This window comes from Idiomarina fontislapidosi (genome assembly GCF_003226255.1).
GTDB classification, from domain to species: Bacteria; Pseudomonadota; Gammaproteobacteria; order Enterobacterales; family Alteromonadaceae; genus Idiomarina; species Idiomarina fontislapidosi.
Genome location: NZ_QJST01000004.1, coordinates 48,856 through 69,203, shown reverse-complemented (window position 1 = coordinate 69,203; position 20,348 = coordinate 48,856). Strand labels below are relative to the sequence as shown.

The following is a 20,348-nucleotide window of genomic DNA, read 5'->3' as shown; positions in this document are numbered from 1 at the left end:
ATGATAGAAGTTAACTCGATAAGTAAGTCATTCAAAGCAGTTAACGCGTTAAGTAATCTGACATTTGCTGCCCACGACGGCCAAATTACCGGTTTGTTAGGTCCCAACGGAGCGGGCAAGACGACCTGCTTGCGCATTATCTATGGATTACTTCGCGCCGATTCGGGAGAGGCACTTATAGAAAAAGTTGATGCCAATCAGTATCCGCTTAAAGCACGGAGTAACTTAGGAATTTTTCCTGATAAGTTTGGTTTGTATGAGCGCTTAACGGTGCGTGAGCAAGTGCGTTATTTTGGCGAATTACATGGCTTAAAAGGTGAGACCCTGGAAAAAAATGTCGAGTCTGTCATTCAGCGACTCGATATCGTAACGCTCGCTGATCGTAAATCGGCGGGTTTCTCGCAAGGGCAGCGAATGAAAGTTGCATTAGCCCAAGCGCTCGTGCACAACCCAAAACATTTAATCCTCGATGAACCCAGCCGCGGTCTCGATGTCATGAGCACACGTATTCTTCGCGACATTCTCCGAGAGCAACGTGCCGCAGGGACCTGTATTCTGTTCTCGAGCCATGTTATGCAAGAGGTTGCCGCGCTCTGTGACCGAGTTGTAGTGATGGCGAGCGGTAAAGTGGCGGCAGAAGGGACGCCCGATGAGTTGTGCCAGTTAACCGGAGAGGCAGCACTCGAAGATGCCTTCGTCAAAATTATTGGTAGTGATGAGGGGATTGCCGCCTAATGAGTGCTTACAAAACGATTTGGAAGAAAGAGTTTAAAGATGCGCTGCGCGACAAACGCTCGGTGCTGGCTGCCATGTCGTACGCATTTTTTGGTCCGATGCTGATGGCTGTGGCGTTTTTCTTTTTGATCAGTCAGTTGACCGATCCCAGCGATGTTGAGATTAGCATTGAGGGCAAAGATTATGCGCCTGAACTTGTTGAGCACCTGCGTGAAAACGGTATTGTCGAACGTGAAAGCGAGTGGCCTGCCGAAGTAACACCCATTGAGCTCACCATTCCAAAGAACTGGGCAGACAGTATCGCATCAGCGACGCCTGTTACGGTCATCCTGAGTGCAGACTGGTCTGCACAAAAACAACAAACGGACGTGAAACGTGTCGAGCAAGCGTTACAAGCATACTCTGCGCAAATAGCGAATTACCGTTTGATTTTACGAGGTATCGATCCGCGTGTCGTGCAACCGGTTCAGATCGCTAAGCAAGATATGGCAACACGTGGGTCGAAAGCGGCGATCATCATGGGGAGTGTGTTGGTCTTTATTTTGCTCTCCGTATTTTGGTCTGGCATGAATGTCGCCATTGACATCAGTGCCGGCGAACGCGAGCGTAACTCATTAGAGTTTCTTTTATCTCAGCCAGTCAGTTCCCAAGCGATTGTGATCGGCAAAGTGCTTGCCGCGTCATGTTTTGCTCTATTCGGAGCGGTGTTGTCATTGGTGCTGATTCCAGTGATATTTAGTTTCGTGCCCCTGCATCAAATTGGCATGAGTGTGGACTTTAATCCATTGATGTTATTGACGATGTTTTTGGCGCTCGTGCCTCTAGCCTTGCTAGCAACTAGCTTGCAATTATTCGTTTCGTTCAGAGCAAAGAACTTCAAAGAGGCGCAAACTTACATCAGCTTTCTCTTGATTATCCCTATGGCGGCATCATTTGGGGTCGAGTTTGCGCGGCTCAAAACACCGTTATTGTATTATTTACCGTTAACAGGTCAGCATCAGACCTTTTTATCATTGATACGTGGTGAGGCGGTTAATTGGTTCGGAACAGGTATTAGCGCGCTGCTGACACTGGTGTCTGCGGTATTGTTGACGTACTTGATAGGTCGTATGCTAAAAAGCGAAAAAACCGTATTCGGGCTTTAATAGCTGTGGGGCGCTAGCCCCACTTATCTTTCATGCGGCCATAGTGATAAAACGCCCACTGGCCAAGCCGTCGGAACCCTGCGAACGGGAATGGCTTAAGCTCGGACTGATAGTAGGGCAGGTCAGGCAGTGCAATGTTGCAGGCTTTTTCAGCTAGACGTTTACCTGCTAGGGAGCTGAAACTAACGCCGGCACCGCAGTAGCCCATACTGGCGTAAACGTTTTTATCCAAGCTCATCACACGTGGATAATCATCCAATGATACGCTGACCCATCCACTCCAAAAGTGCTCCCACTGCGAGATACCCTGTAATGCAGGAAAGCTCGCATGAAGGGCCGCAAGCAACCGTTTCGCGTAGCGGGGATCGTCCGCATCGGCACCGCGTATGGCACCGCGGCCGCCAAACAACAATCGGTTATCGGGCAATAATCTAAAGTAGTATTTGAGCACCCGCGTGTCCATGTAGGCGTAATGGTCCGAAAGCCGGGTCGCATCAAGCTGCGCTTGGGTGAGCGGTGGTGTCACGATGATGCTTGAAACCACAGGAAGATTACGACGCGCAAGCTTCGGAAAAAGCCGTTGTGTCGTGTAAGCATTGGTTGCAAACAGCACGCTGTGCGCCACAATCACACCCTGACTGGTTTGCACCTGCCAACCGCCATCAACTTGCGTCATCGCCGTCGCAGTACACTGTTCTACCAGTGTCGCACCCGCTTTCTGAGCTTGTCGGGCAACGCTAGCGGCAAGCTTTATCGGGTTAATGGCAAAACAATCGTCAAACTTTAGACCAGCAAATCCATGCGCGGTATTCAGTTTATCAGCAACGTCCCGCTGGGTTAACCAGCTGACCGGTTGCTCGATGGAGCGCAGGAAATCGTATTGCTCCTTGAGTGCTTTCACAGCACCCGGATTGTGCGCTAACTTAATGTAACCACCATCACGTGCATCGCATTGGTCAGGGCAGTGTTGAACCTGTGTACGAATGCGCTCTAGCGCCGCTTGATGTTCCGCGGCCATGGCTTTTGCGCCTTGTGGGCCTAGGGTGTCATACCAATGTTTCAAACCGAGCCGGCCGGTACTCTTCATTACAAAGCCTGCGTTACGGGTCGAGCAACCCCAAGCCAATGACTCCGCATCAATGACCGTAACAGCACGGCCTTGCTCGCGAGACTCAATTGCCGCGTTTAAGCCTGTATAACCGCCACCGATGACCAACACATCGGTTTTCTTAGGAAGCTGCTCTGCAGGTGTAGGCCATTCCACCGAATGACTCGTCCAATAGCCAACGCGGGAAGCCTTTGCCGGGAGTGTTGAGTCATTCAATGGATCGTACATGGTTATAGCCGCTCAGAAGAAAAGTAAAGCATCATCTCACCTGCTTTACAGTAGCAGGTACCGTCACATACAGGGCAGTAGTATCCGTCTTCTATCGATGCTTGATACCAACGCCTTGCATGAGTGGTAATCAACTCGCCACCGCACGCGCTGAAGTAGCCAAAGGCGCTATTATTCGGGCTCTGCATCCATATGTGCGCGAGGCCCGCCTCACAGCCGAGCTGTTTCGCTGCTTCAATGCTCGCAGAGAGTAGTTTTTTACCAACCCCCAAACCCCGTGCACCTTCGGCGACGGCGGCACATTTAAAATAGCAAATGTGTTCGGGCGCGACTTTCCAGGCGCTGGGTGTACACGCATCATCAATCGGCCATTGCCCCGGTGCGGCGGTCAGGCGAACGCCAAGCAACTCACCGCCTTTCTCAGCCAAAAAAGAGAGATTAATATCCCCCACGGTGCCGGCCTCAAGCAATGCTGCAAGTGACTCTTCATTTAGGTAGTTATCGCCGTGGACTTCGTTTGCCAAACTAATAACGGCCGCTGAATCAGCGGCCGTTATCGGGCGAATCATTAATTCGTCTTGCATCATTAGTAACGATACTCGTCAGTTTTAAATGGACCTTCGACTTCGACGTGAATGTAATCAGCTTGTTGTTTGGTCAAGCGCGTAATTACACCACCAAAGCCTTGTACCATGTAACGTGCGACTTCTTCATCAAGTTGCTTCGGCAACACTTCAACACGCAAGTATTCTTTTTGCTGCTCAAGTGTCATGTCAGCAAACTTCTGCTGGAACAAGTGCATTTGCGCAAGTACTTGGTTAGCAAACGAGCCGTCCATAATACGACTTGGGTGACCAGTCGCATTACCTAAGTTCACTAGGCGACCTTCGGCAAGCAACAACAAATAGTCGTTGGCATCGTCAGAACGGTAGATTTTGTGAACTTGTGGCTTAATTTCTTCCCAGCGCCAGTTCTTACGCATGAATGCGGTATCAATCTCGTTGTCAAAGTGACCAATATTACATACGACAGCGGTCGATTTGAGCGCGGCCAACATGTGACGGTCACAGACGTTAACGTTACCGGTCGTGGTGACCAATAAATCGATGTTGCTTAACAATGACGCGTTGATCGTGCTGCCGTCGTCACTATTCACACCATCAATGTATGGCGAGACAACTTCGTAACCATCCATGCATGCTTGCATTGCACAAATGGGGTCGATTTCTGTGACTTTAACGATCATACCTTCTTGGCGAAGGCTGGCGGCTGAACCTTTACCCACATCACCATAACCAATAACCAGGGCTTTCTTGCCCGACATTAAGTGGTCAGTCGAACGCTTGATTGCGTCATTAAGCGAGTGGCGGCAACCATATTTGTTGTCGTTCTTAGACTTAGTTACTGAATCATTGACGTTGATAGCAGGGACGCGCAAGGTGCCTTGCTTCAACATGTCTAGTAAACGATGTACGCCCGTTGTCGTTTCTTCAGTAATGCCATGGATTTTCTCTAGCATTTGTGGGAACTGTTCATGAATCATCAACGTCAGGTCGCCGCCGTCATCCAAGATCATGTTTGCATCCCACAACTCACCGTCTTTCTTACACGTTTGTTCGAGGCACCATTCGTACTCTTCTTCGGTTTCGCCTTTCCACGCGAACACAGGCACACCTGAAGCGGCAATAGCGGCAGCTGCGTGGTCCTGAGTCGAGAAAATATTGCAAGAAGACCAACGTACTTCAGCGCCGAGTTCAACCAACGTCTCGATAAGTACAGCGGTTTGAATGGTCATATGAATACAACCAATAATACGAGCGCCTTTAAGTGGCTTCTCGTCAGCATATTTGCGGCGGATCGTCATCAACGCCGGCATTTCAGATTCAGCAATCGCAATTTCTTTGCGGCCCCAATCAGCGAGGCTAATGTCTGCTACTTTAAAATCGGTGAACTTAGGATCGTTTAAACTCATAGTGCTACCGTTATCCTTTGCATAAAAAATGGGTGTTAAGCGTAGCTTAGCAGTTTTTCCAATAATTGCTGCTGACGCGCTTTGCTCAAGCGTGCGCCAAACTCTGTAACCAGCTCCGCCGCCGCCATACTGGCAAGACGACCTGCTTGCTCAAGCGTCATATCTTGAGTAATGCCATACAGCATTGCACCGGCAAACATGTCACCTGCGCCATTCGTATCAATCGCTTTAACGGGAACGCCAGGAATATGAATTTGGCGTTGAGCATCTGCAATCAACGCACCTTCTTTACCGAGCGTGATGGCAACGGTTGAGGCGCAGTTTAATAAACGTTGAGCAGCTGCGTGTGGATCCGTTTCGCCGGTTAAAAGTTCTGCTTCTTCTTTATTACAGAACATGAGGTCAACACCACCGTCCAGTATCTCATCGATACCATCGCGGAAATACTTAACCATCGCGGGATCTGAACAAGTCATGACAATTTTCGTGTCATTTTCGCGCGCGATGCGTTTGGCTTCAGCAATAGCCTTGCGAGCGATCTCAGAAGTAATCAGATAGCCTTCGATGTAAAGGTACTTTGCAGCAGCAATGGCATCTGGGTGAAGTTCGTTGACTGATAGGTCAGCGGTAATACCCAAGTGGGTGCGCATGGTGCGCTCTGCATCCGGAGTAACCATGACTAAACAACGTCCTGTAGTGCCATCGTTGTCTTGGTCAGTTAGATTGGTTTGAATGCCAACGTGTTCTAAGTCACGTTGATAAAAGTCGCCGGCCTCGTCATTTGCCACTTTGCAGCAGTAAAAAGCAGAGCCGCCAAACTGTGCGAAAGCGACCAGAGAGTTAGCAGCCGAGCCGCCCCCACACTGCTTCTTAAGCTCACCCATCGTGCTGAGTTCAGCGATCAGTTTATTCTGATCATCTTCCTCGATGAGTGCCATCATGCCTTTTTCCAAATGGTGTTTGGCAAGGAAGTCTTCAGTGACTTCAAATTCCTGATCGACGAGTGCGTTGCCGATGCCAATTACATCAATGGTTTTCATAATTACTTTCGGTTGCTTATTAGGGCGCACAGTATATACGAACTCAACCTCAGGGTCGATAAATGAACAAAAGCAAACACAGAAAAACCTGCACGATAACCACGATGTCGAGCCAAATGCCTGTTAAATCGCGCTTTTGTTGTAACTTTGTAGCCGCTGGGACCCCCTCGAAACGGGTGCGGGCATAACGTTGTTGTTGGTATTTTTGCGGTCCACCAAGCCTCACATGATACAGTTGACTCATCACATCGAGCCAAACAAAAGCGCCAAGTGACATACCCCGTCCCTGGCGTATAGGAACCGCACTACGGTGATTAAACAGCCAAGTGAATGGCATCATAACCAGTGCCAAAGGAAGCAAGGCAAGTGATTCGACGACGTAATACAACACCTCAGCACAACGTCCAAAATAGCGATAACGTGGCGACCCAGTGGGCCATAAATAATAGCACTCAATTATTAAACGAACGCCCAGTGCCGCTGTGGCTCCCAGCAAATACCATGTCAGTAATGGAGCGAGAACACCGACAAATAATATGCGTAAACGCACTTCGATAATCGCCTGTGCAAGACCTAATGGACTTAATTGCTCACAGTCAAAGGCAACAAAGCGACTCACAATTGCGCGCGCGGCACGTTTTTGCCCCTTATTAAGTGCCCGAATGGCGAGTTTTGTCAGGTCAAAAGTGCGTTTGTACCTGATGGCGAACCATAGCCAAATGACCGCACTGAGCTGATGCAGTTCAGCACTCATCTGAATAATCCCCACAGGGGTCAGACAAATCAGTAACACCAAAAATAACAGCAGCGAGCCGGCAATGGCCTGTTGCGTATTTCCATGCTCGGGGTGGCACACTTTATCAGTCAGAAATTTGGCAAATAGGCGAAAGATTGCCAGTGGATGCCAATGTTCCGGCAACGAAAAAAAGCGCTCAAGAATGAGCGCTAATGTCGCAAGTGCAATAGGGTGGTAAAACCACTGTAAAGATGGAGCGTCCATACCCGCAGTTTTACAGAGTATTGGTTAAGCTGCAATAGGCGATTGTTCGCCATTTTTACCATTATTGGTCGCTGGCTGAGACTGTGATTTATTGCCACCCGGCACCGCTGCTTTGAGATGCTCAGCTTGTTGGATCTTGGCGTGGATGTATTGATTTAACTCAGCGACACGATAACCCGGTTGTGCTTTGAAGCGTAAAAACGGGAGACCAGCGGCGGCTAACGCGTTCTTAAGAAACAAGTTACGCTTTTGCTGATTGAGCTGCGGCGACGCAGGTTCGAGTTCAATCACGGCTTTGATTTCCATGGTCTCGATATCGCACAGCACGTAATCAAGAATACGCTGACTCGCTTTCGTTTGCGCATCCTTTTGAGCGGCTCTTGATAAACCGCGTTTTACCGCGACGATGTCACTTAAGCGTACCTTGGTAAAAATTCTGAAATCGTCACTCACCGCTTTATCAAGTAATGTAAGAAACTGTGCCTCTTGCGCCGAACAAAAAGTTACGTCCTTTAATTTATAAGGGTAGGGTACATAACTCTCAGACATGCGGCTTGCGATAACGGCGACCGCGATTAACACACCAATAAACAATAATAAGATGATTTCCATCGTGACACCTCAACAAAAGTTTGACGGATGATTTGCTGAGATATTTATTGCAACTAGCGTGCCAAAAATAAAAAAGCTTGGCGGATGCCAAGCTTTTTTAACTTCAACAGACAGCGTCGGATTAGGAGCTGTAGCCGCCTTTGACGCCTTTTGTGGTCACACTGACTGCATCATGAGCGTGTAACGACTCATAGTGATTCACGCGCACCCAGAAATCCTCAAAGATAGGCATCTGGTTCAACGCATGCTGTAGGCGACGTGATGCGTCCTCACAGAACATGAGGTTCTGGCCATTGAGCCGTGCGAACTCTTGCTCGTCTTCGCGTTTTACTGCAGCTTGTACCGGTGTTTTCAATGCATTTTCGATTGCATCCACCAAAGCGACAATCGGAAATTCTTCAACAGTATCACTCAACGCGACTTTGACTTGTGCAGTTGAGCGTTGGCTGTGGGGAGTCGCAACGATACCCTCTGTGCTACCTAGCCACTGGTGAATGGTCGCCTTATCTACGCTCTCTTGACCTGCAAATTTTTCGTCAAAAGCCTCTTGAATCAGTTGGCGCGCTAATGCTGCTGAGCATGGGCAGGTTGATGAATAGGGTACATCAACAGCCAGTTCAAGGTTTAAGTGGCCTTCATCATAACGACCGGTCAAGCTTACTGGATAAGCTTTCCAGCCCTTCTTGCGACTGATCAATGATTCACGGCGTAGGTGATAATCAAAATCGAATTTGATGAACGCGCGGTCACTGATGTCTTGATGGCTCTCGATAAAATCGTGCAACAATTTTTTCAGTGATGCGTGGCTCAGTTCACCCTCAGTTGATAGCTGATCCAAAAGAAGATAAAGGCGAGACATGTGAATGCCTTTAGCTTTTGGATCTTTTAAGTTAACAAAAGCTTCAACGTGGGCAGCAACGGGACGCTCAGACGCGTCAGACGCAGCAACCATAATAGGTACTTCGATATTGCTCATGCCAACCCAATCCAGGGTCCCTTCGGTTTGGGCCTGTGTTTGGTTAGCTACATCGGGCATACTGTTCGGCATTCGTTTGGAACTCCGCTCTTTCTTCAATTTATCAAGCATAAACTTCAAGTCCGCTAGTATATATTAGATAGGGGGATCATTTCATTCCCGAAGCTAAAAATTAATCAAATAAAACCGATTAAACGTATCGGTTGACTCAATGTACGATTACGCACAGGATAAGGTTTTAGATTCAGAACGGATAAGATATGACAAATTCTGATGTACTCGATACTGAATTATTGACGCAATATTACGAATCATTAGGCAAAGAAGGATTAATGCTAAGTCTCGAAACCTTTGATAGTGTTATCAAAGATTACGCCAGTGTTTTGCAAACGGCGGTTGATAGTGAAGATGAAGAAGCAGTGCGCTCACAAGCACACAAAATTAAAGGAGCGTGTCGCTCAGTCGGTCTCAAGGCACTCGCCGTGTACATGGAAAATATCGAGAAACATCAGTGGAATTGGGCGCAAGCCGAACAGTGGCTATTGAATTGGGCTGACAGCGTAACACCACACCGTCAGCAAATTGATATGTGGCTAGAGCAAAAGTCTCACTGAGACTCTTGCTCGACCTCGCCAATAAACCGGTAACCTTCACCATGAATGGTGGTAATCAGGTTCGGTGTCTCGGGATGTGATTCGAAATGACGACGAATGCGGCGAATCGCAACATCTACAGTACGATCATTAGGACGCAGTTCACGATCCAACATACGTTTAACTAACGTTTCACGGTCAAGAATGCGACCCGGGTTCGTTAGAAATAATTCTAACGCACGGTATTCACTCTTAGGCAGTCTAAACATTTGACTGTCTGGAGAGTATAAGCAGCGGCTATCGCTATTAAGGCGCCAACCATGAAAGTTGAACTGCACGCTATCGTTATCGACCGGGCTGCTCGAACGTGACGACTCAATGCGGCGACACAAATTACGCACACGAATAGTCAGTTCTTTCGGGTTATAAGGTTTAATCAGATAGTCGTCAGCGCCAAGTTCGAGTGCAAGTAAGCGATCATCTTCGCTGTCTCTTCCTGTTAAGAAGATAAGACCGATGTTATCTCGTTCACGTAAAGACTCTGCGAGCTCTAAACCGTTTTTACCGGGTAAGTTGACATCCATAATGACAACATCGATACGCTCTTGGCGCATGATATTTTCCATCTGCAAGCCGTCAGCAGCGTCAAATACTTCATAGCCTTCTTGCTGAAAGAGTCGCGTTAATGTTTGGCGAGTAACCACCTCATCTTCAACAATTAAAAGTCTGGCGTTCATAAAGCGGTGCGTTCCTAGCAATTAGTTCGAGTGACGAATTGAAAAATACTGAGTACAGTTCTATTAATGCCACATTATGACTTTTGTTCAAAATTTTTCAACAAAAACCCAGATTAAGTTTGATTTTCGCACGATTTAACCGGAAAACGAACAATAAATTCGACGCCGTGATCAAGTTCGCTGAAAAAGTGTATTTGGCCCCCCAATACTTGAGTAACCAAATTGTAAACCAAGTGAAGTCCCAAGCCACTTCCACCAGAACCGCGCTTGGTTGTTACAAAAGGATCAAAAATTTTCTTCCCAATATCGTTGGGGACTCCACGACCATCGTCGCGGTAGGTGATTTGCAGTTCGTTTTCGCGACGCTCAAACAAGATGTCCACCCGTCCTTGCTCACGATTATCAAATCCATGGACCATGGAGTTTGTAACCAAGTTAATCAATATTTGGTTGAGTGGCCCTGGCTTTGTCACGATACACAGTCCAGGCGCATACTCAATATTAATTGGGAAGTGCTCTGCATTGAGGCGTCTTGGCTTAACTGAAATCAACATATCGCGAGTGAACTGCTCGATATCAATCGCGCGGTCAACCTCAGAAGACTGGTCGACTGCAACTTGTTTGAAGCTTGTGACTAAGTCAGCTGCGCGGTTCAAGTTACGATAGATAATTGACAAGTTTTCATCGCAATCCTCAAGAAAGCGCGCAAACTCGTTGGTCGAAATCCGCTTTTCGTCAAATTTCTCCCGCATGATCGCCAACTTGTCTTGCAGTAATGTTGATGCAGTCACTGAAAGTCCAATTGGCGTATTAACTTCATGGGCGACGCCGGCGACCATATCCCCGAGCGATGCCATTTTCTCAGACTCCACTAACTGGCCCTGATACTTATGTAATTGTTCCAGAGTGGTGAGCAACTCTTGGTTAGACTCCCGCAGGGCTTTGGTGCGTTGGGTCACTTGTTGCTCGAGCTCGGCATTGAGCTGGCTTGCTTCGCGTTCCGCCTTTTGCTGACGCAAAATATGATGCTGTACCCGTTCGAGCATAATGTTTAAGGCATTACCGAGCTCGTTAAACTCATTCACTCGTGATTCGGGTAGGCGCAATCCGTAATCTTTATTGCGCGAAATCTGCGAGACAATATCGACGATTCGATCCAAAGGTTGGCTCAGAATACGTCGTAATCGCAGAGTCAGAAGCGTACAGATTAATAAGGTCAAGACAAATACAGTGCAGGCGACAGCGAACGAACGCAGTTTAAACAATCTTAACTCGTTGTTGCTCGCTCTCAAATAGACATAACCGACGACTTGTCCGTCAAGTTGGATAGCTTGCGCAACCTCGATGTATTCTTCCTGTAGACGTGGCGATGAAAGACGTTCGATCTGAGCAAATTTAGCGGGTATGGGGGCCAAGCCCTCTTTGTTGTAACTTGAAAAGAAACTCAAATCACCACTTACACTATCAATTTTATAAATATGGACGTGCTGAATAAATTGGTTGTTACTTAAAGTAGAAAGTCGGCGTTGTTCGGCGGTGTTGTCACTGAATGCTAAGTTCTGAACTGCATGAGCAGCAATCATACGCGCATCGGACTGGCTACGATCCAGGAGTGCTTGGCGGTACTGACTCATTTGACTGAATAGATTGATACTGAACCCGATTGCCAAAGCGACGACGGTGATTAACAGTACAATATAAATTAAGCCTCTTTTAAGTGAAATGGTCTGCATTATGGTGGCGCGTAGACGACTTTGTTATCTTGTTTAGTCTATGTTATCAAATGGTTAATGAGTGTGCATCCAAATCTCAACAAATTCAACGCGAAGAATTGTATATTCAACTTAAACGTTTGCTTCTTAACACTTTAAACTTGCCGTCATCGGCAATTGTTTGACAGTGGCCGAATACCTTCTGAATATGTTCTGGCCAAGGTAAAAAGCGATTAGCAACGATAATTAGCTCGCCTCCGAGGCTAAGCTGTTGGTAAGCGTGATGAATAAACTGCTCTCCAATATCGTAATCCGTTCGCAAGCCCGTATGAAATGGCGGGTTACTCAGAATAAATTGAAAACCACTGGCACTTAAGCTGGGTAAACCGTCGGCGAGCAGCAAGTCGCCTTCGACGCCGATGCTTTGCCAATTGCAGCGTGTGCTCTCAATTGCCATTGGGCTGACATCTGAGGCGACCAGTTCAATTTTAAACTTGCGTGCAACCATCGCACCGATAACGCCACTTCCGCAGGCAAAATCCATCACTTTACCCTGCATGTTTTCCGGAAGGTGGTCGAGCAATAATTCGGTGCCTGCATCCAGGCGACCTTGGCTGAAGACGCCCGGTAGTGTCGTAAATGTAGCACTGATACCTCTCCACTCAACACTAAAGGCGGGCAAGTCATCAGTCAAATCGGCGGATGATGGTTGCGCTAGCACGTGTGTTTCGAACAGCTGACAATGATTACCCGACGCCAGTTTAGTCGCTTTGGCATAACCTTTAGGGAGCTTTTTTACCAAACTTGTGACGCCACCGCGTTTTTCGCCAACGATAAGGATACGCGCGGTTGGTGCTTGTAATGCAAGTTGCTGCAATAACCATTGGTTCAGCGCTTGCTCTTTAGCTACGACTAAAAGAATCAGTTCAAAATGGTTCAGGGACGGTGCCTGGGCTTCGGTATAGCTGTATTTATAGTGTTGTGCATGACCCACATGCAAACACCAAGCATGGTTGAACAGCGGCGCCAACTGGTGACCATCGGGATGTACGACAAGACGTTTTTCGATTGGGGATGATAGCCAACTGGCATGACTGTGACGATTCAGTAGGCTTGCAACAGCATCAGAGGTCGATTGAACGGCCATAATTTATCGTAAAATATCCATTCTAAGTTCATGATCTTTTAATAGTAATAGTGTACCACCCCGATGCTCCTTGATGCGGAGTTTTTTCTCGTTATATTCTAGCCGAACACCAGGAAACACCTCTTTTGCAGCAACTATCCTTAGCGTTGGATGGTTTTTTAGTGAAGCGCGCATCACTTTTAGGTCGTTTTGTACCCCTTGCATAGCGGCGAGCTCTGTTTTGGCCGCAGAGCGTAACGATTGCTTTAGTGACTTCTGTTGTTCGTCATTAGCGAGTGAATCACAACGCTCTAGACCGAGCTTTATTCGTTTGAGTGTGCCTGTGATAGCGCGTAATTGCTTATATAACCGGGTCAGGGTGCTTTGATCACTGAGTTGTGGGGCCGGCGCCGAAAGCAAAAACCGTGTCAGTGTGCCTGCCCGTGCCCCGAGCTGACCTGCCGAGACATCGGCACACGTTTCGAAGGTTCCTCCGATAATCTTACCTCGTGCCGTGCTCTCGGTTCCGCCAATGAAGGACTCTCCAGCCGTTCGAATATGGCAGTGAGTTAACTGACGGTCAATGGTCAGTGTCTGTTTACATTCCAAATAGGCATATTGCGCGTAGGCACACCAAATTGATGCGCCGGCGACCATTTTTGAGGACAAATGCGGGATATAGGTCTCATCGGCTTGCAAGCGTTGCTCGTCCTCAGACGAGATACGACCAATACAACCTTTACGTACGGTAATACTACCACCTGCGCGTAACTGTGCAGAGTCGACATAACCGGCAACCGTGATGTCACCAGTGCACTCAACATGCATGCCCTCAGTGACATTACCGGTGACTATGACACTGCCCTTAAACTTTACGTGTCCAGTTGCAACATCAACCGACTTGAGCGTCAAAATGTCATCAACATTGGCAGAGTTATGGGTAAACCAAGGCATCCCTGTGCGATCTGCAACGATCACCGCGTCGTCCTCATCGGAGCGGCGTGTGCCCTCGCCAGCAATCATCTCGGCATCAACGCCGTCGAACGCTTCGATGACGTTACCTTTCACAGTACAGCCATGTCGCCCTCGCGTCGGCGGATGCTTTCGCAGCAGTGGCTCGCCTTCGAGAACCGTTACCTGTTCCCCTAAATCGCGCATATCAACCGTACCGTCATCACGCGCTTGGGGCCTCAATACGCGTTGACGTGCATCGTCAACCAGCCGCTCAAACCAAGCATTTTTGCCATTTTTTGCGGTAACGCCCCGAGCAATAGTTGCCTCAAAATGACCGCCAGACGCGACTTTAAGTGAATGGTTAATGATTTTGTCGACCATTTTGCGTTTGATGCCTGCAACGACGCCCGCGGCTTTGAGTGCTTCAAGGATATCTTGGCGATGAATGGGTTCACCACCGCGAGCAGCATCGCAACTCACTGTTGCAGTCATTTGGTCGTCAGAGATGACGATAAATAGTTGAGCATCTTGAACCGTAGCGACGCGTTCATTGTATCGTTGGCTTGATACGTCTTCTCTCTTCTGCCATTGAAGAAAGTTAGTAGCGATTAAGGCGAAGGGGTCATCGTTTACGGGCACCGCATCAGCAAAGCGACTCATTTCAAATGCGGTTTTAATTTTCCCAGCAGTAATGCCGTCAGTCGATTTGGAAATGCTGACGTAAATGTCTTCGCCGGAGCGTTCAAACTGTATCGCCTTATCGGACTCTGCCATAACACTTTATTCGAAAAACTATTGTTATTGTTATATCGACCGATCATAACGAAAAATAAGAACCATTGCCCGAAATTTGTTCAACAATTTTGTGTTAAGTAATGGTTAACCTGTTTAATAACCGCGTTAATATGGACTTGTAGATCAACTAAGTGGTTAGTTCGTTTCGATTTATCGAGAGTTGTCCAGTTATGGAACAAGGTGGCTGCGGCGGTACTTAAGGGTTGAGCGCCAATCGTAGCGCTCAACCCTTTTAATGAATGTAGCTCATGAATGATAGCTTGATCCGGTGCCGAGTGATCAAACAAGACGGAATCAGCATACTGCTCACAAAAGGCTTGTAGCACCGCATGATACGTATGCATTTGTTGATCGCAATGACGTAAACCTTGCTCAAAATCAATTAATGCGGGATTGGAATCATTCATAAGTCTCAGTAAACGAATCGATAATATCCGTAGCTTCTTCTAAACTATCTGACTCAAACTGCGCAATATTAAACAACGCTTCACCCTCATTAGCGACGGGAATATTGGTACAGCCAATAATAATTCCAGGCACCGGTGAGGTAATGACATCGACATCATCACCATGTGGACTTGCCACATGCGCAAGTACTTGTTCAGGTTGCACGGTTTGACCCAATTCAACTTTGCGCAAGACAAGACCGTCTTTCTCGGCACGCACCCAAGTTGAGCGACTCGAGATGACCGGCGATATGCGTCGACCTTGGCGGCGACCTTTTAGCATTTTTAGATGCTTGAGCACATTAATGACGCCCACGACCCCTGAATTAATCGACGCATCGTCAAAACGTAAAGCTTCGCCTGCCTCATATAAAATAAGCGGGATGCCCAAACTATTGGCTAACGCACGCAATGACCCATCGCGCTCTTTTGAGTTCAAAATGACCGGTGAACCGAACGCTTTTGCCATCGCTAACGCTTGCTCATTATCGATATCGACGCGAATTTGCGGCAGGTTACTGCGATGAATCGCCCCCGTGTGTAAATCGACAATATGCGACGCCTTCTGAACAAGTTCTTCATTAAACAGATGGGCAATACGGGACCCCAGCGCACCGCGTTCTGAGCCCGGAAAACATCGGTTCAGATCACGTCGATCGGGGAGGTAACGTGATTGCTGAATAAAGCCAAACAAGTTCACAATCGGCACCACGATTAAGGTGCCTGCCAGCTCGAGCGGATTAATACGCTGAATAATTTGTCGACAAATTTCAATACCATTGAGCTCGTCACCATGGATCGCGGCACTGAGTAGCAGTACCGGTCCCGGTTTAACACCGTGAAACACGTCAATACGTAAATCCAATGGAGCATCGTTATATAAACGTGCAGCCGGCAGGCGCACATGCTGGTGGCTGCCTGGCTCAACACGACAGCCGGCTAATTCAAAGACCGCCATACGCGGCTTTCTCGCAGTCATCAGCCACGCCCTTTAGTACGAGTTTTATGGGCTTTGGCATTCTTTTCCATGAAGGCAATAATTTGGCTGGCAACATCTTTTTCGGTTGCAGCTTCGATCCCCTCAAGACCGGGTGACGAGTTAACTTCCATCACCAGCGGACCATGGTTAGAACGCAGCAAGTCGACACCTGCAACATTCAGACCCATTGTTTTAGCCGCTTTGACTGCAGTAGCGCGTTCAGCAGGCGTCAGTTTAATTAATGACGCACTGCCGCCACGGTGTAAGTTAGAGCGAAACTCACCTTCTTTAGCTTGACGCTTCATTGCCGCGATGACCTTGTCACCGATGACAAAACAACGGATGTCAGCTCCGCCTGCTTCACGAATGTACTCTTGCACCATAATGTTGGACTGCAAGCCCATGAAGGCTTCAATTACACTTTCTGCTGCTTGGCGAGTTTCAGCAAGCACCACACCAATCCCTTGAGTGCCTTCGAGCAATTTAATGACCAAAGGCGCACCACCGACCATATCAATCAGGTCAGGAATATCCTGTGGTTGGCTAGCAAATCCTGTGGTCGGCAAGCCAATACCTTTGCGCGAAAGCAACTGCAACGAGCGTAGCTTGTCGCGACTGCGCGAAATCGCAACCGATTCATTCAATGGGTAGGTACCCATCATTTCGAACTGACGTAACACCGCAGTACCATAGAACGTAACTGAGGCTCCAATACGTGGGATGACGCAGTCGTAAGCCGGCAACTCTACACCATGCTTATGGATCGAGGATTCGCGCGCATTGATGTTCATATAACAGCTCAAAGGATTGAGCACGTCCACTTCGTGACCCCGCGCTTTTGCCGCCTCTACCAAGCGACGAGTGGAGTAAAGTTTAGAATTACGGGATAGAATGGCGATTCTCATGTGCGCTCTCCTAGTTGATGAGCTAATTCAGGGTTTACCATAAAACGCTTTCGCATGGCTTGTCGACCTAACAACATACGAAATTTCATGGTGTCGCGATTAGTTAAAGTGAGTTCAATAGGTCCATCAAAAGCGCCAAGTTGTAATCGCGTACGAATAACGTAGCGAACTTCTGTGTGGCCGCCCGAGTCGGTCACTTCGCGTTGGTCGTGAATTGGGGATTCGAATACGTGCTCATCAAGACTGTCTTGATGAGGGTGTACTAAAACACGCAACCAATCTTGTCCGTCTTTTTCAAACGGCTCTAATTTAAACGCGTGCAAACACGATGTTTTGGCACCGGTGTCGACTTTCATATGGATTGCATCAATTCCAATATCCGGTAATCGACCCCATTCCTTCCAACCTAAAATTTCCATTCCTATCTCCATTCGATATTCGCAGCGCTTAATTACACTATTTGTAAATAAAGGCAAGAAAATTTTGTGGTTAAATCATTGATCGCATGTTGATCAAAATCAGCCTCATTTGCGTTACCTTAGATCACGCAACAAACAATTGATACGAGGAATCTAACATGGCGGCTTGCCCATCATGCGATTGTCAGTCCGAACTGGGCTTTGACATCAAAATGGCTTTTCAGCCTATTGTAAATGTGCATGACAAAAATGTCTTTGCCTTCGAAGCGCTTGTACGTGGCGCCAACGGTGAGGGCGCTGGCGAAGTATTGTCGCGTGTTAACGATTCAAATAAATACACGTTTGACCAAACCTGCCGTATGACAGCAATAGAAACAGCAGCGCGTATTCAATTGCCGTCAAAAGTCAGTATCAATTTTATGCCGAACGCGATTTATGAGCCTGAGACGTGTTTGGCGCAAACATTGAAAACCGCGCGCAAGACAGGTCTGCCGCGGGAAAACATTATTTTTGAAGTAACAGAGCACGAGAAAGTCGAAAACCACAGCCTCTTGGTCGATGTCTTCAAGACCTATCGTGAGCATGGGTTCTTGACCGCCATAGATGACTTTGGCGAGGGCTACGCGGGACTCAACTTGTTAGCCGACTTTCAGCCCGATTTGCTGAAAATTGATATGAAGCTTATCCGCAACATTCATGAAGATCGCATTAAAAAAGCATTATTCTCCGCCGTGCAACGCGCTGCCGAAGAGTTGGGCATTACATTGGTCGCGGAAGGGATCGAGACAATTGATGAATACTACTACCTCAAATACAACGGCGTAGAGCTCATGCAAGGTTATCTGTTTCAAAAGCCAGAAATCGAAGCCTACACGATCCCCGACTTTGAATGCTTAAAACGCTAATCTGACGGTGCTTGCTTCGCCTCCTGACGCGATGCTTGCAACCGTTGTAGATGGCCACGAAACTCATAGATATCTCGGTCGAGTGCATTCGCGCTGACATAAAGATCGTAGCCTAAGAGTTCTCGCATCTGTTCCATTCGGCGTCCAAATACGGCGATCAGCCCTTTGTATACTCGCCCCTCTGAACTGACAAATTGCTCGGGAATATCAAAATACTCGCTGTAATCAGCTTGGTCGGGGCGCTCGTGGCGCAGCGCCATGGTCATCAATTGACGCTGTTCAAATAAGATCGCCGACGCTAACCGAGGTGAAATCGACTGCAAGACCGCATCGTTGTTGTAGACCCTAAAGCCTAAAAACGGCGCATCCTCTAAGTCCATCATTCGGTGTACGCGCGGCACATCAAACCGAACGACATTATCCCAGTCAAGTTGCCACTCACCTTTCCGGTGAATGTAGCGAATGGTGTCCGGGGTAATCACTAATGAGACCGGCGGTTCAATCAGCTTACCAATACCTAGCAGTAACAAAATACCTGCGGCAGCGCCGAGCACTACCGAAATACCCACGGGAATGTCGTCACGCACAAGATGCATGAATACCAGTAATGCAATCAGCCCGACCGCTATGGCACAAAAACTAATGGCATTACGTTTGGCTTGAGGAGTCACATTAAACTGCATTAAACACCTGCTCTAGTATGGCGCGCGTAAAGGTTTTCTTTAGGTAAAAACCGCGCGGACGCACTTGGATAATTTGACCATCGGGCCCCACCGCATCGGTTAGTGCGCGACCGTCAGCCGCTTTGGGACGGATTTGTAAAAACTCCCCTTGGCGAGCCGTGATCGCCTCGACCTCACCGAGTGAAATACGATCCATGTGCTCCTCCCAATCACGCTGTAGCGCTTGATCCTGTTCGGCGGTCGGGCGCCATAAAAACGGCTGACCCACCACACGTTGCCCTAAAGGCACGGCGCGGCGACCATCAATGGGTAACCACAGTACACAGCTTAACTTATTACGTACATTACTGTTCAACCAGTTCAACCCTGAAGTGTTGACTAAGGGGGCGACGCACACAAATGTTGTTTCCAGCGGCTGACCAAATTCATCGACGGGTAACGTTTTAAGCTCAACACCCAGCTCCGGGAAGTCCTGTAAGGGTTTGGAGCCCGCGCTGGCGCCAAGATACTGCTCGAGCATCATACCCACCCAACCTTTGTCTCTTTTAAGGTCGTTCGGCATCACTAAGCCCGCATCCTCAGCAAGCTGTGCGAAGGATTGTCCAGTGAGTTGATGTGCGCGCTGCAGCAACGTCTCAATTGATGTTGGTGCCGATACTGGGAAACGCATTTGATTTGCTCCGAGTCGCCCTTTATGGAAGAATCACTTTATCAAAGAATAATTGAGGATGCTCGCGTGATAGATGCTGAAGGATTCCGTGCAAACGTAGGAATCGTCATCTGTAACGGGCATGGGCAGGTATTTTGGGCTCGCCGCATCAACCAGCATAGCTGGCAATTTCCGCAGGGCGGTATCGATGATGGTGAGACCCCTGAACAGGCAATGTACCGAGAACTTTGGGAAGAAGTCGGTCTAAAGCCAGAGCAGGTAGAAATTCTGTACACCAGCCGTCACTGGTTCCGCTACCGTTTACCTAAACGGTTAATTCGGCGGGAACAACGGCCCATGTGTGTTGGACAGAAACAAAAGTGGTTTCTGTTAAAGCTTAAGTGTCGTGAAGAAGATGTCGACGTTCTACAGTCCGGACACCCGGAATTTGATGGTTGGCGATGGGTGAGCTTTTGGTACCCAGTGCGCCAGGTCGTATCGTTCAAACGTGATGTATATCGTCGCGTAATGAGAGAGTTCGCTGCGTATGCAATGCCCAGTTTGAACACCCCCAAAGCCTCGAACCGCCATGCGCGACATGGCCGTTCTAATAGACGGAAGCGTTAATG

22 protein-coding genes are annotated in these 20,348 nt (G+C 48.1%); 5 read left to right on the top strand and 17 right to left on the bottom strand.

Going from position 1 to position 20,348, the window contains the following annotated elements:
• Together DFP83_RS06040 and DFP83_RS06035 are read left to right on the top strand one after the other, a co-directional pair.
• Positions 1 to 735: an ABC transporter ATP-binding protein gene (locus DFP83_RS06040; protein ID WP_110574119.1), complete on the top strand. Its 735-nt coding sequence runs from the start codon at positions 1 to 3 to the stop codon at positions 733 to 735.
• Positions 735 to 1,880: an ABC transporter permease gene (locus DFP83_RS06035; protein ID WP_110574118.1), complete on the top strand. Its 1,146-nt coding sequence runs from the start codon at positions 735 to 737 to the stop codon at positions 1,878 to 1,880. Before DFP83_RS06040 ends, DFP83_RS06035 begins: the two co-directional genes overlap by 1 nt.
• Before the next feature lie 13 nt (positions 1,881 to 1,893).
• Here DFP83_RS06035 and DFP83_RS06030 read toward each other — a convergent pair whose 3' ends face one another.
• The 7 genes from DFP83_RS06030 to folE2 all read right to left on the bottom strand — a co-directional run bounded on the left by DFP83_RS06030 (position 1,894) and on the right by folE2 (position 8,888).
• Positions 1,894 to 3,216, bottom strand: coding sequence for an NAD(P)/FAD-dependent oxidoreductase (locus DFP83_RS06030; RefSeq protein WP_110574117.1), 1,323 nt, complete (start codon positions 3,214 to 3,216; stop codon positions 1,894 to 1,896).
• Positions 3,217 to 3,218: 2 nt separating this feature from the next.
• Positions 3,219 to 3,803, bottom strand: a complete 585-nt coding sequence (locus DFP83_RS06025; protein ID WP_241971598.1) for a GNAT family N-acetyltransferase — start codon at positions 3,801 to 3,803, stop codon at positions 3,219 to 3,221.
• Positions 3,803 to 5,188 (bottom strand): adenosylhomocysteinase, encoded by a 1,386-nt coding sequence (gene ahcY / locus DFP83_RS06020; protein WP_110574116.1) that lies wholly within the window; start codon positions 5,186 to 5,188, stop codon positions 3,803 to 3,805. The genes DFP83_RS06025 and ahcY overlap by 1 nt, the downstream gene beginning before the upstream one ends.
• 35 nt (positions 5,189 to 5,223) lie before the next feature.
• On the bottom strand, positions 5,224 to 6,228 hold the full coding sequence (locus tag DFP83_RS06015; RefSeq protein ID WP_110574115.1) for an adenosine kinase: 1,005 nt from the start codon (positions 6,226 to 6,228) through the stop codon (positions 5,224 to 5,226).
• A 49-nt stretch (positions 6,229 to 6,277) separates the two neighbouring features.
• Positions 6,278 to 7,228, bottom strand: coding sequence for a cobalamin biosynthesis protein (locus tag DFP83_RS06010; protein ID WP_110574114.1), 951 nt, complete (start codon positions 7,226 to 7,228; stop codon positions 6,278 to 6,280).
• Positions 7,229 to 7,252: 24 nt separating this feature from the next.
• Positions 7,253 to 7,840 carry a DUF2726 domain-containing protein gene (locus DFP83_RS06005; RefSeq protein ID WP_110574113.1) on the bottom strand — a complete coding sequence of 196 codons (588 nt, stop codon included), beginning with the start codon at positions 7,838 to 7,840 and terminating at the stop codon, positions 7,253 to 7,255.
• A gap of 121 nt (positions 7,841 to 7,961) precedes the next feature.
• Positions 7,962 to 8,888, bottom strand: coding sequence for a GTP cyclohydrolase FolE2 (gene folE2 / locus DFP83_RS06000; RefSeq protein WP_110574112.1), 927 nt, complete (start codon positions 8,886 to 8,888; stop codon positions 7,962 to 7,964).
• 188 nt (positions 8,889 to 9,076) lie between these two features.
• On the opposite strand from folE2, the gene DFP83_RS05995 reads away from it, so the two are divergent.
• Positions 9,077 to 9,430: an Hpt domain-containing protein gene (locus DFP83_RS05995; protein WP_110574111.1), complete on the top strand. Its 354-nt coding sequence runs from the start codon at positions 9,077 to 9,079 to the stop codon at positions 9,428 to 9,430.
• On the opposite strand, the gene arcA is transcribed toward DFP83_RS05995, so the two are convergent.
• From arcA to DFP83_RS05950, 8 genes are all read right to left on the bottom strand, one after another.
• A complete protein-coding gene (arcA, locus tag DFP83_RS05985; RefSeq protein WP_181416379.1) occupies positions 9,424 to 10,146 on the bottom strand; it encodes a two-component system response regulator ArcA in 723 nt (240 codons plus the stop codon). The genes DFP83_RS05995 and arcA overlap by 7 nt on opposite strands.
• Before the next feature lie 113 nt (positions 10,147 to 10,259).
• The gene (locus DFP83_RS05980) at positions 10,260 to 11,879 is read right to left on the bottom strand and encodes an ATP-binding protein (RefSeq protein ID WP_110574109.1); all 1,620 of its coding nucleotides are present in this window, start codon (positions 11,877 to 11,879) and stop codon (positions 10,260 to 10,262) included.
• Between the two features lie 106 nt (positions 11,880 to 11,985).
• Entirely contained in the window at positions 11,986 to 13,005 is a 1,020-nt protein-coding gene (locus DFP83_RS05975) for a class I SAM-dependent methyltransferase (RefSeq protein ID WP_110574108.1), read from the bottom strand.
• A 3-nt stretch (positions 13,006 to 13,008) separates the two neighbouring features.
• Positions 13,009 to 14,712, bottom strand: coding sequence for a flagellar assembly protein A (locus DFP83_RS05970; protein WP_110574107.1), 1,704 nt, complete (start codon positions 14,710 to 14,712; stop codon positions 13,009 to 13,011).
• Positions 14,713 to 14,792: 80 nt separating this feature from the next.
• Complete coding sequence (locus DFP83_RS05965) at positions 14,793 to 15,140, bottom strand: Hpt domain-containing protein (RefSeq protein WP_110574106.1); 348 nt, start codon at positions 15,138 to 15,140, stop codon at positions 14,793 to 14,795.
• Positions 15,133 to 16,158: a succinylglutamate desuccinylase/aspartoacylase family protein gene (locus tag DFP83_RS05960; protein WP_241971597.1), complete on the bottom strand. Its 1,026-nt coding sequence runs from the start codon at positions 16,156 to 16,158 to the stop codon at positions 15,133 to 15,135. Before DFP83_RS05960 ends, DFP83_RS05965 begins: the two co-directional genes overlap by 8 nt.
• Complete coding sequence (gene rimK, locus DFP83_RS05955) at positions 16,158 to 17,063, bottom strand: 30S ribosomal protein S6--L-glutamate ligase (protein ID WP_110574105.1); 906 nt, start codon at positions 17,061 to 17,063, stop codon at positions 16,158 to 16,160. Before rimK ends, DFP83_RS05960 begins: the two co-directional genes overlap by 1 nt.
• Complete coding sequence (locus DFP83_RS05950; RefSeq protein WP_110574104.1) at positions 17,060 to 17,482, bottom strand: ATP-dependent zinc protease family protein; 423 nt, start codon at positions 17,480 to 17,482, stop codon at positions 17,060 to 17,062. Before DFP83_RS05950 ends, rimK begins: the two co-directional genes overlap by 4 nt.
• Before the next feature lie 158 nt (positions 17,483 to 17,640).
• Between DFP83_RS05950 and DFP83_RS05945 the strand changes: the two genes are divergently transcribed.
• Positions 17,641 to 18,387 carry an EAL domain-containing protein gene (locus DFP83_RS05945; protein WP_110574103.1) on the top strand — a complete coding sequence of 249 codons (747 nt, stop codon included), beginning with the start codon at positions 17,641 to 17,643 and terminating at the stop codon, positions 18,385 to 18,387.
• On the opposite strand, the gene DFP83_RS05940 is transcribed toward DFP83_RS05945, so the two are convergent.
• Both DFP83_RS05940 and mutH read right to left on the bottom strand, forming a co-directional pair.
• Positions 18,384 to 19,070, bottom strand: coding sequence for a DUF2982 domain-containing protein (locus DFP83_RS05940; protein WP_110574102.1), 687 nt, complete (start codon positions 19,068 to 19,070; stop codon positions 18,384 to 18,386). The two genes, DFP83_RS05945 and DFP83_RS05940, sit on opposite strands and share 4 nt — an antisense overlap.
• Positions 19,060 to 19,740 (bottom strand): DNA mismatch repair endonuclease MutH, encoded by a 681-nt coding sequence (gene mutH / locus DFP83_RS05935; RefSeq protein WP_110574101.1) that lies wholly within the window; start codon positions 19,738 to 19,740, stop codon positions 19,060 to 19,062. Before mutH ends, DFP83_RS05940 begins: the two co-directional genes overlap by 11 nt.
• 66 nt (positions 19,741 to 19,806) lie before the next feature.
• Here mutH and rppH point away from each other — a divergent pair, with 66 nt between their 5' ends.
• The gene (rppH, locus tag DFP83_RS05930) at positions 19,807 to 20,346 is read left to right on the top strand and encodes an RNA pyrophosphohydrolase (protein WP_110574243.1); all 540 of its coding nucleotides are present in this window, start codon (positions 19,807 to 19,809) and stop codon (positions 20,344 to 20,346) included.
• The last annotated feature ends 2 nt before the right edge of the window (positions 20,347 to 20,348 follow it).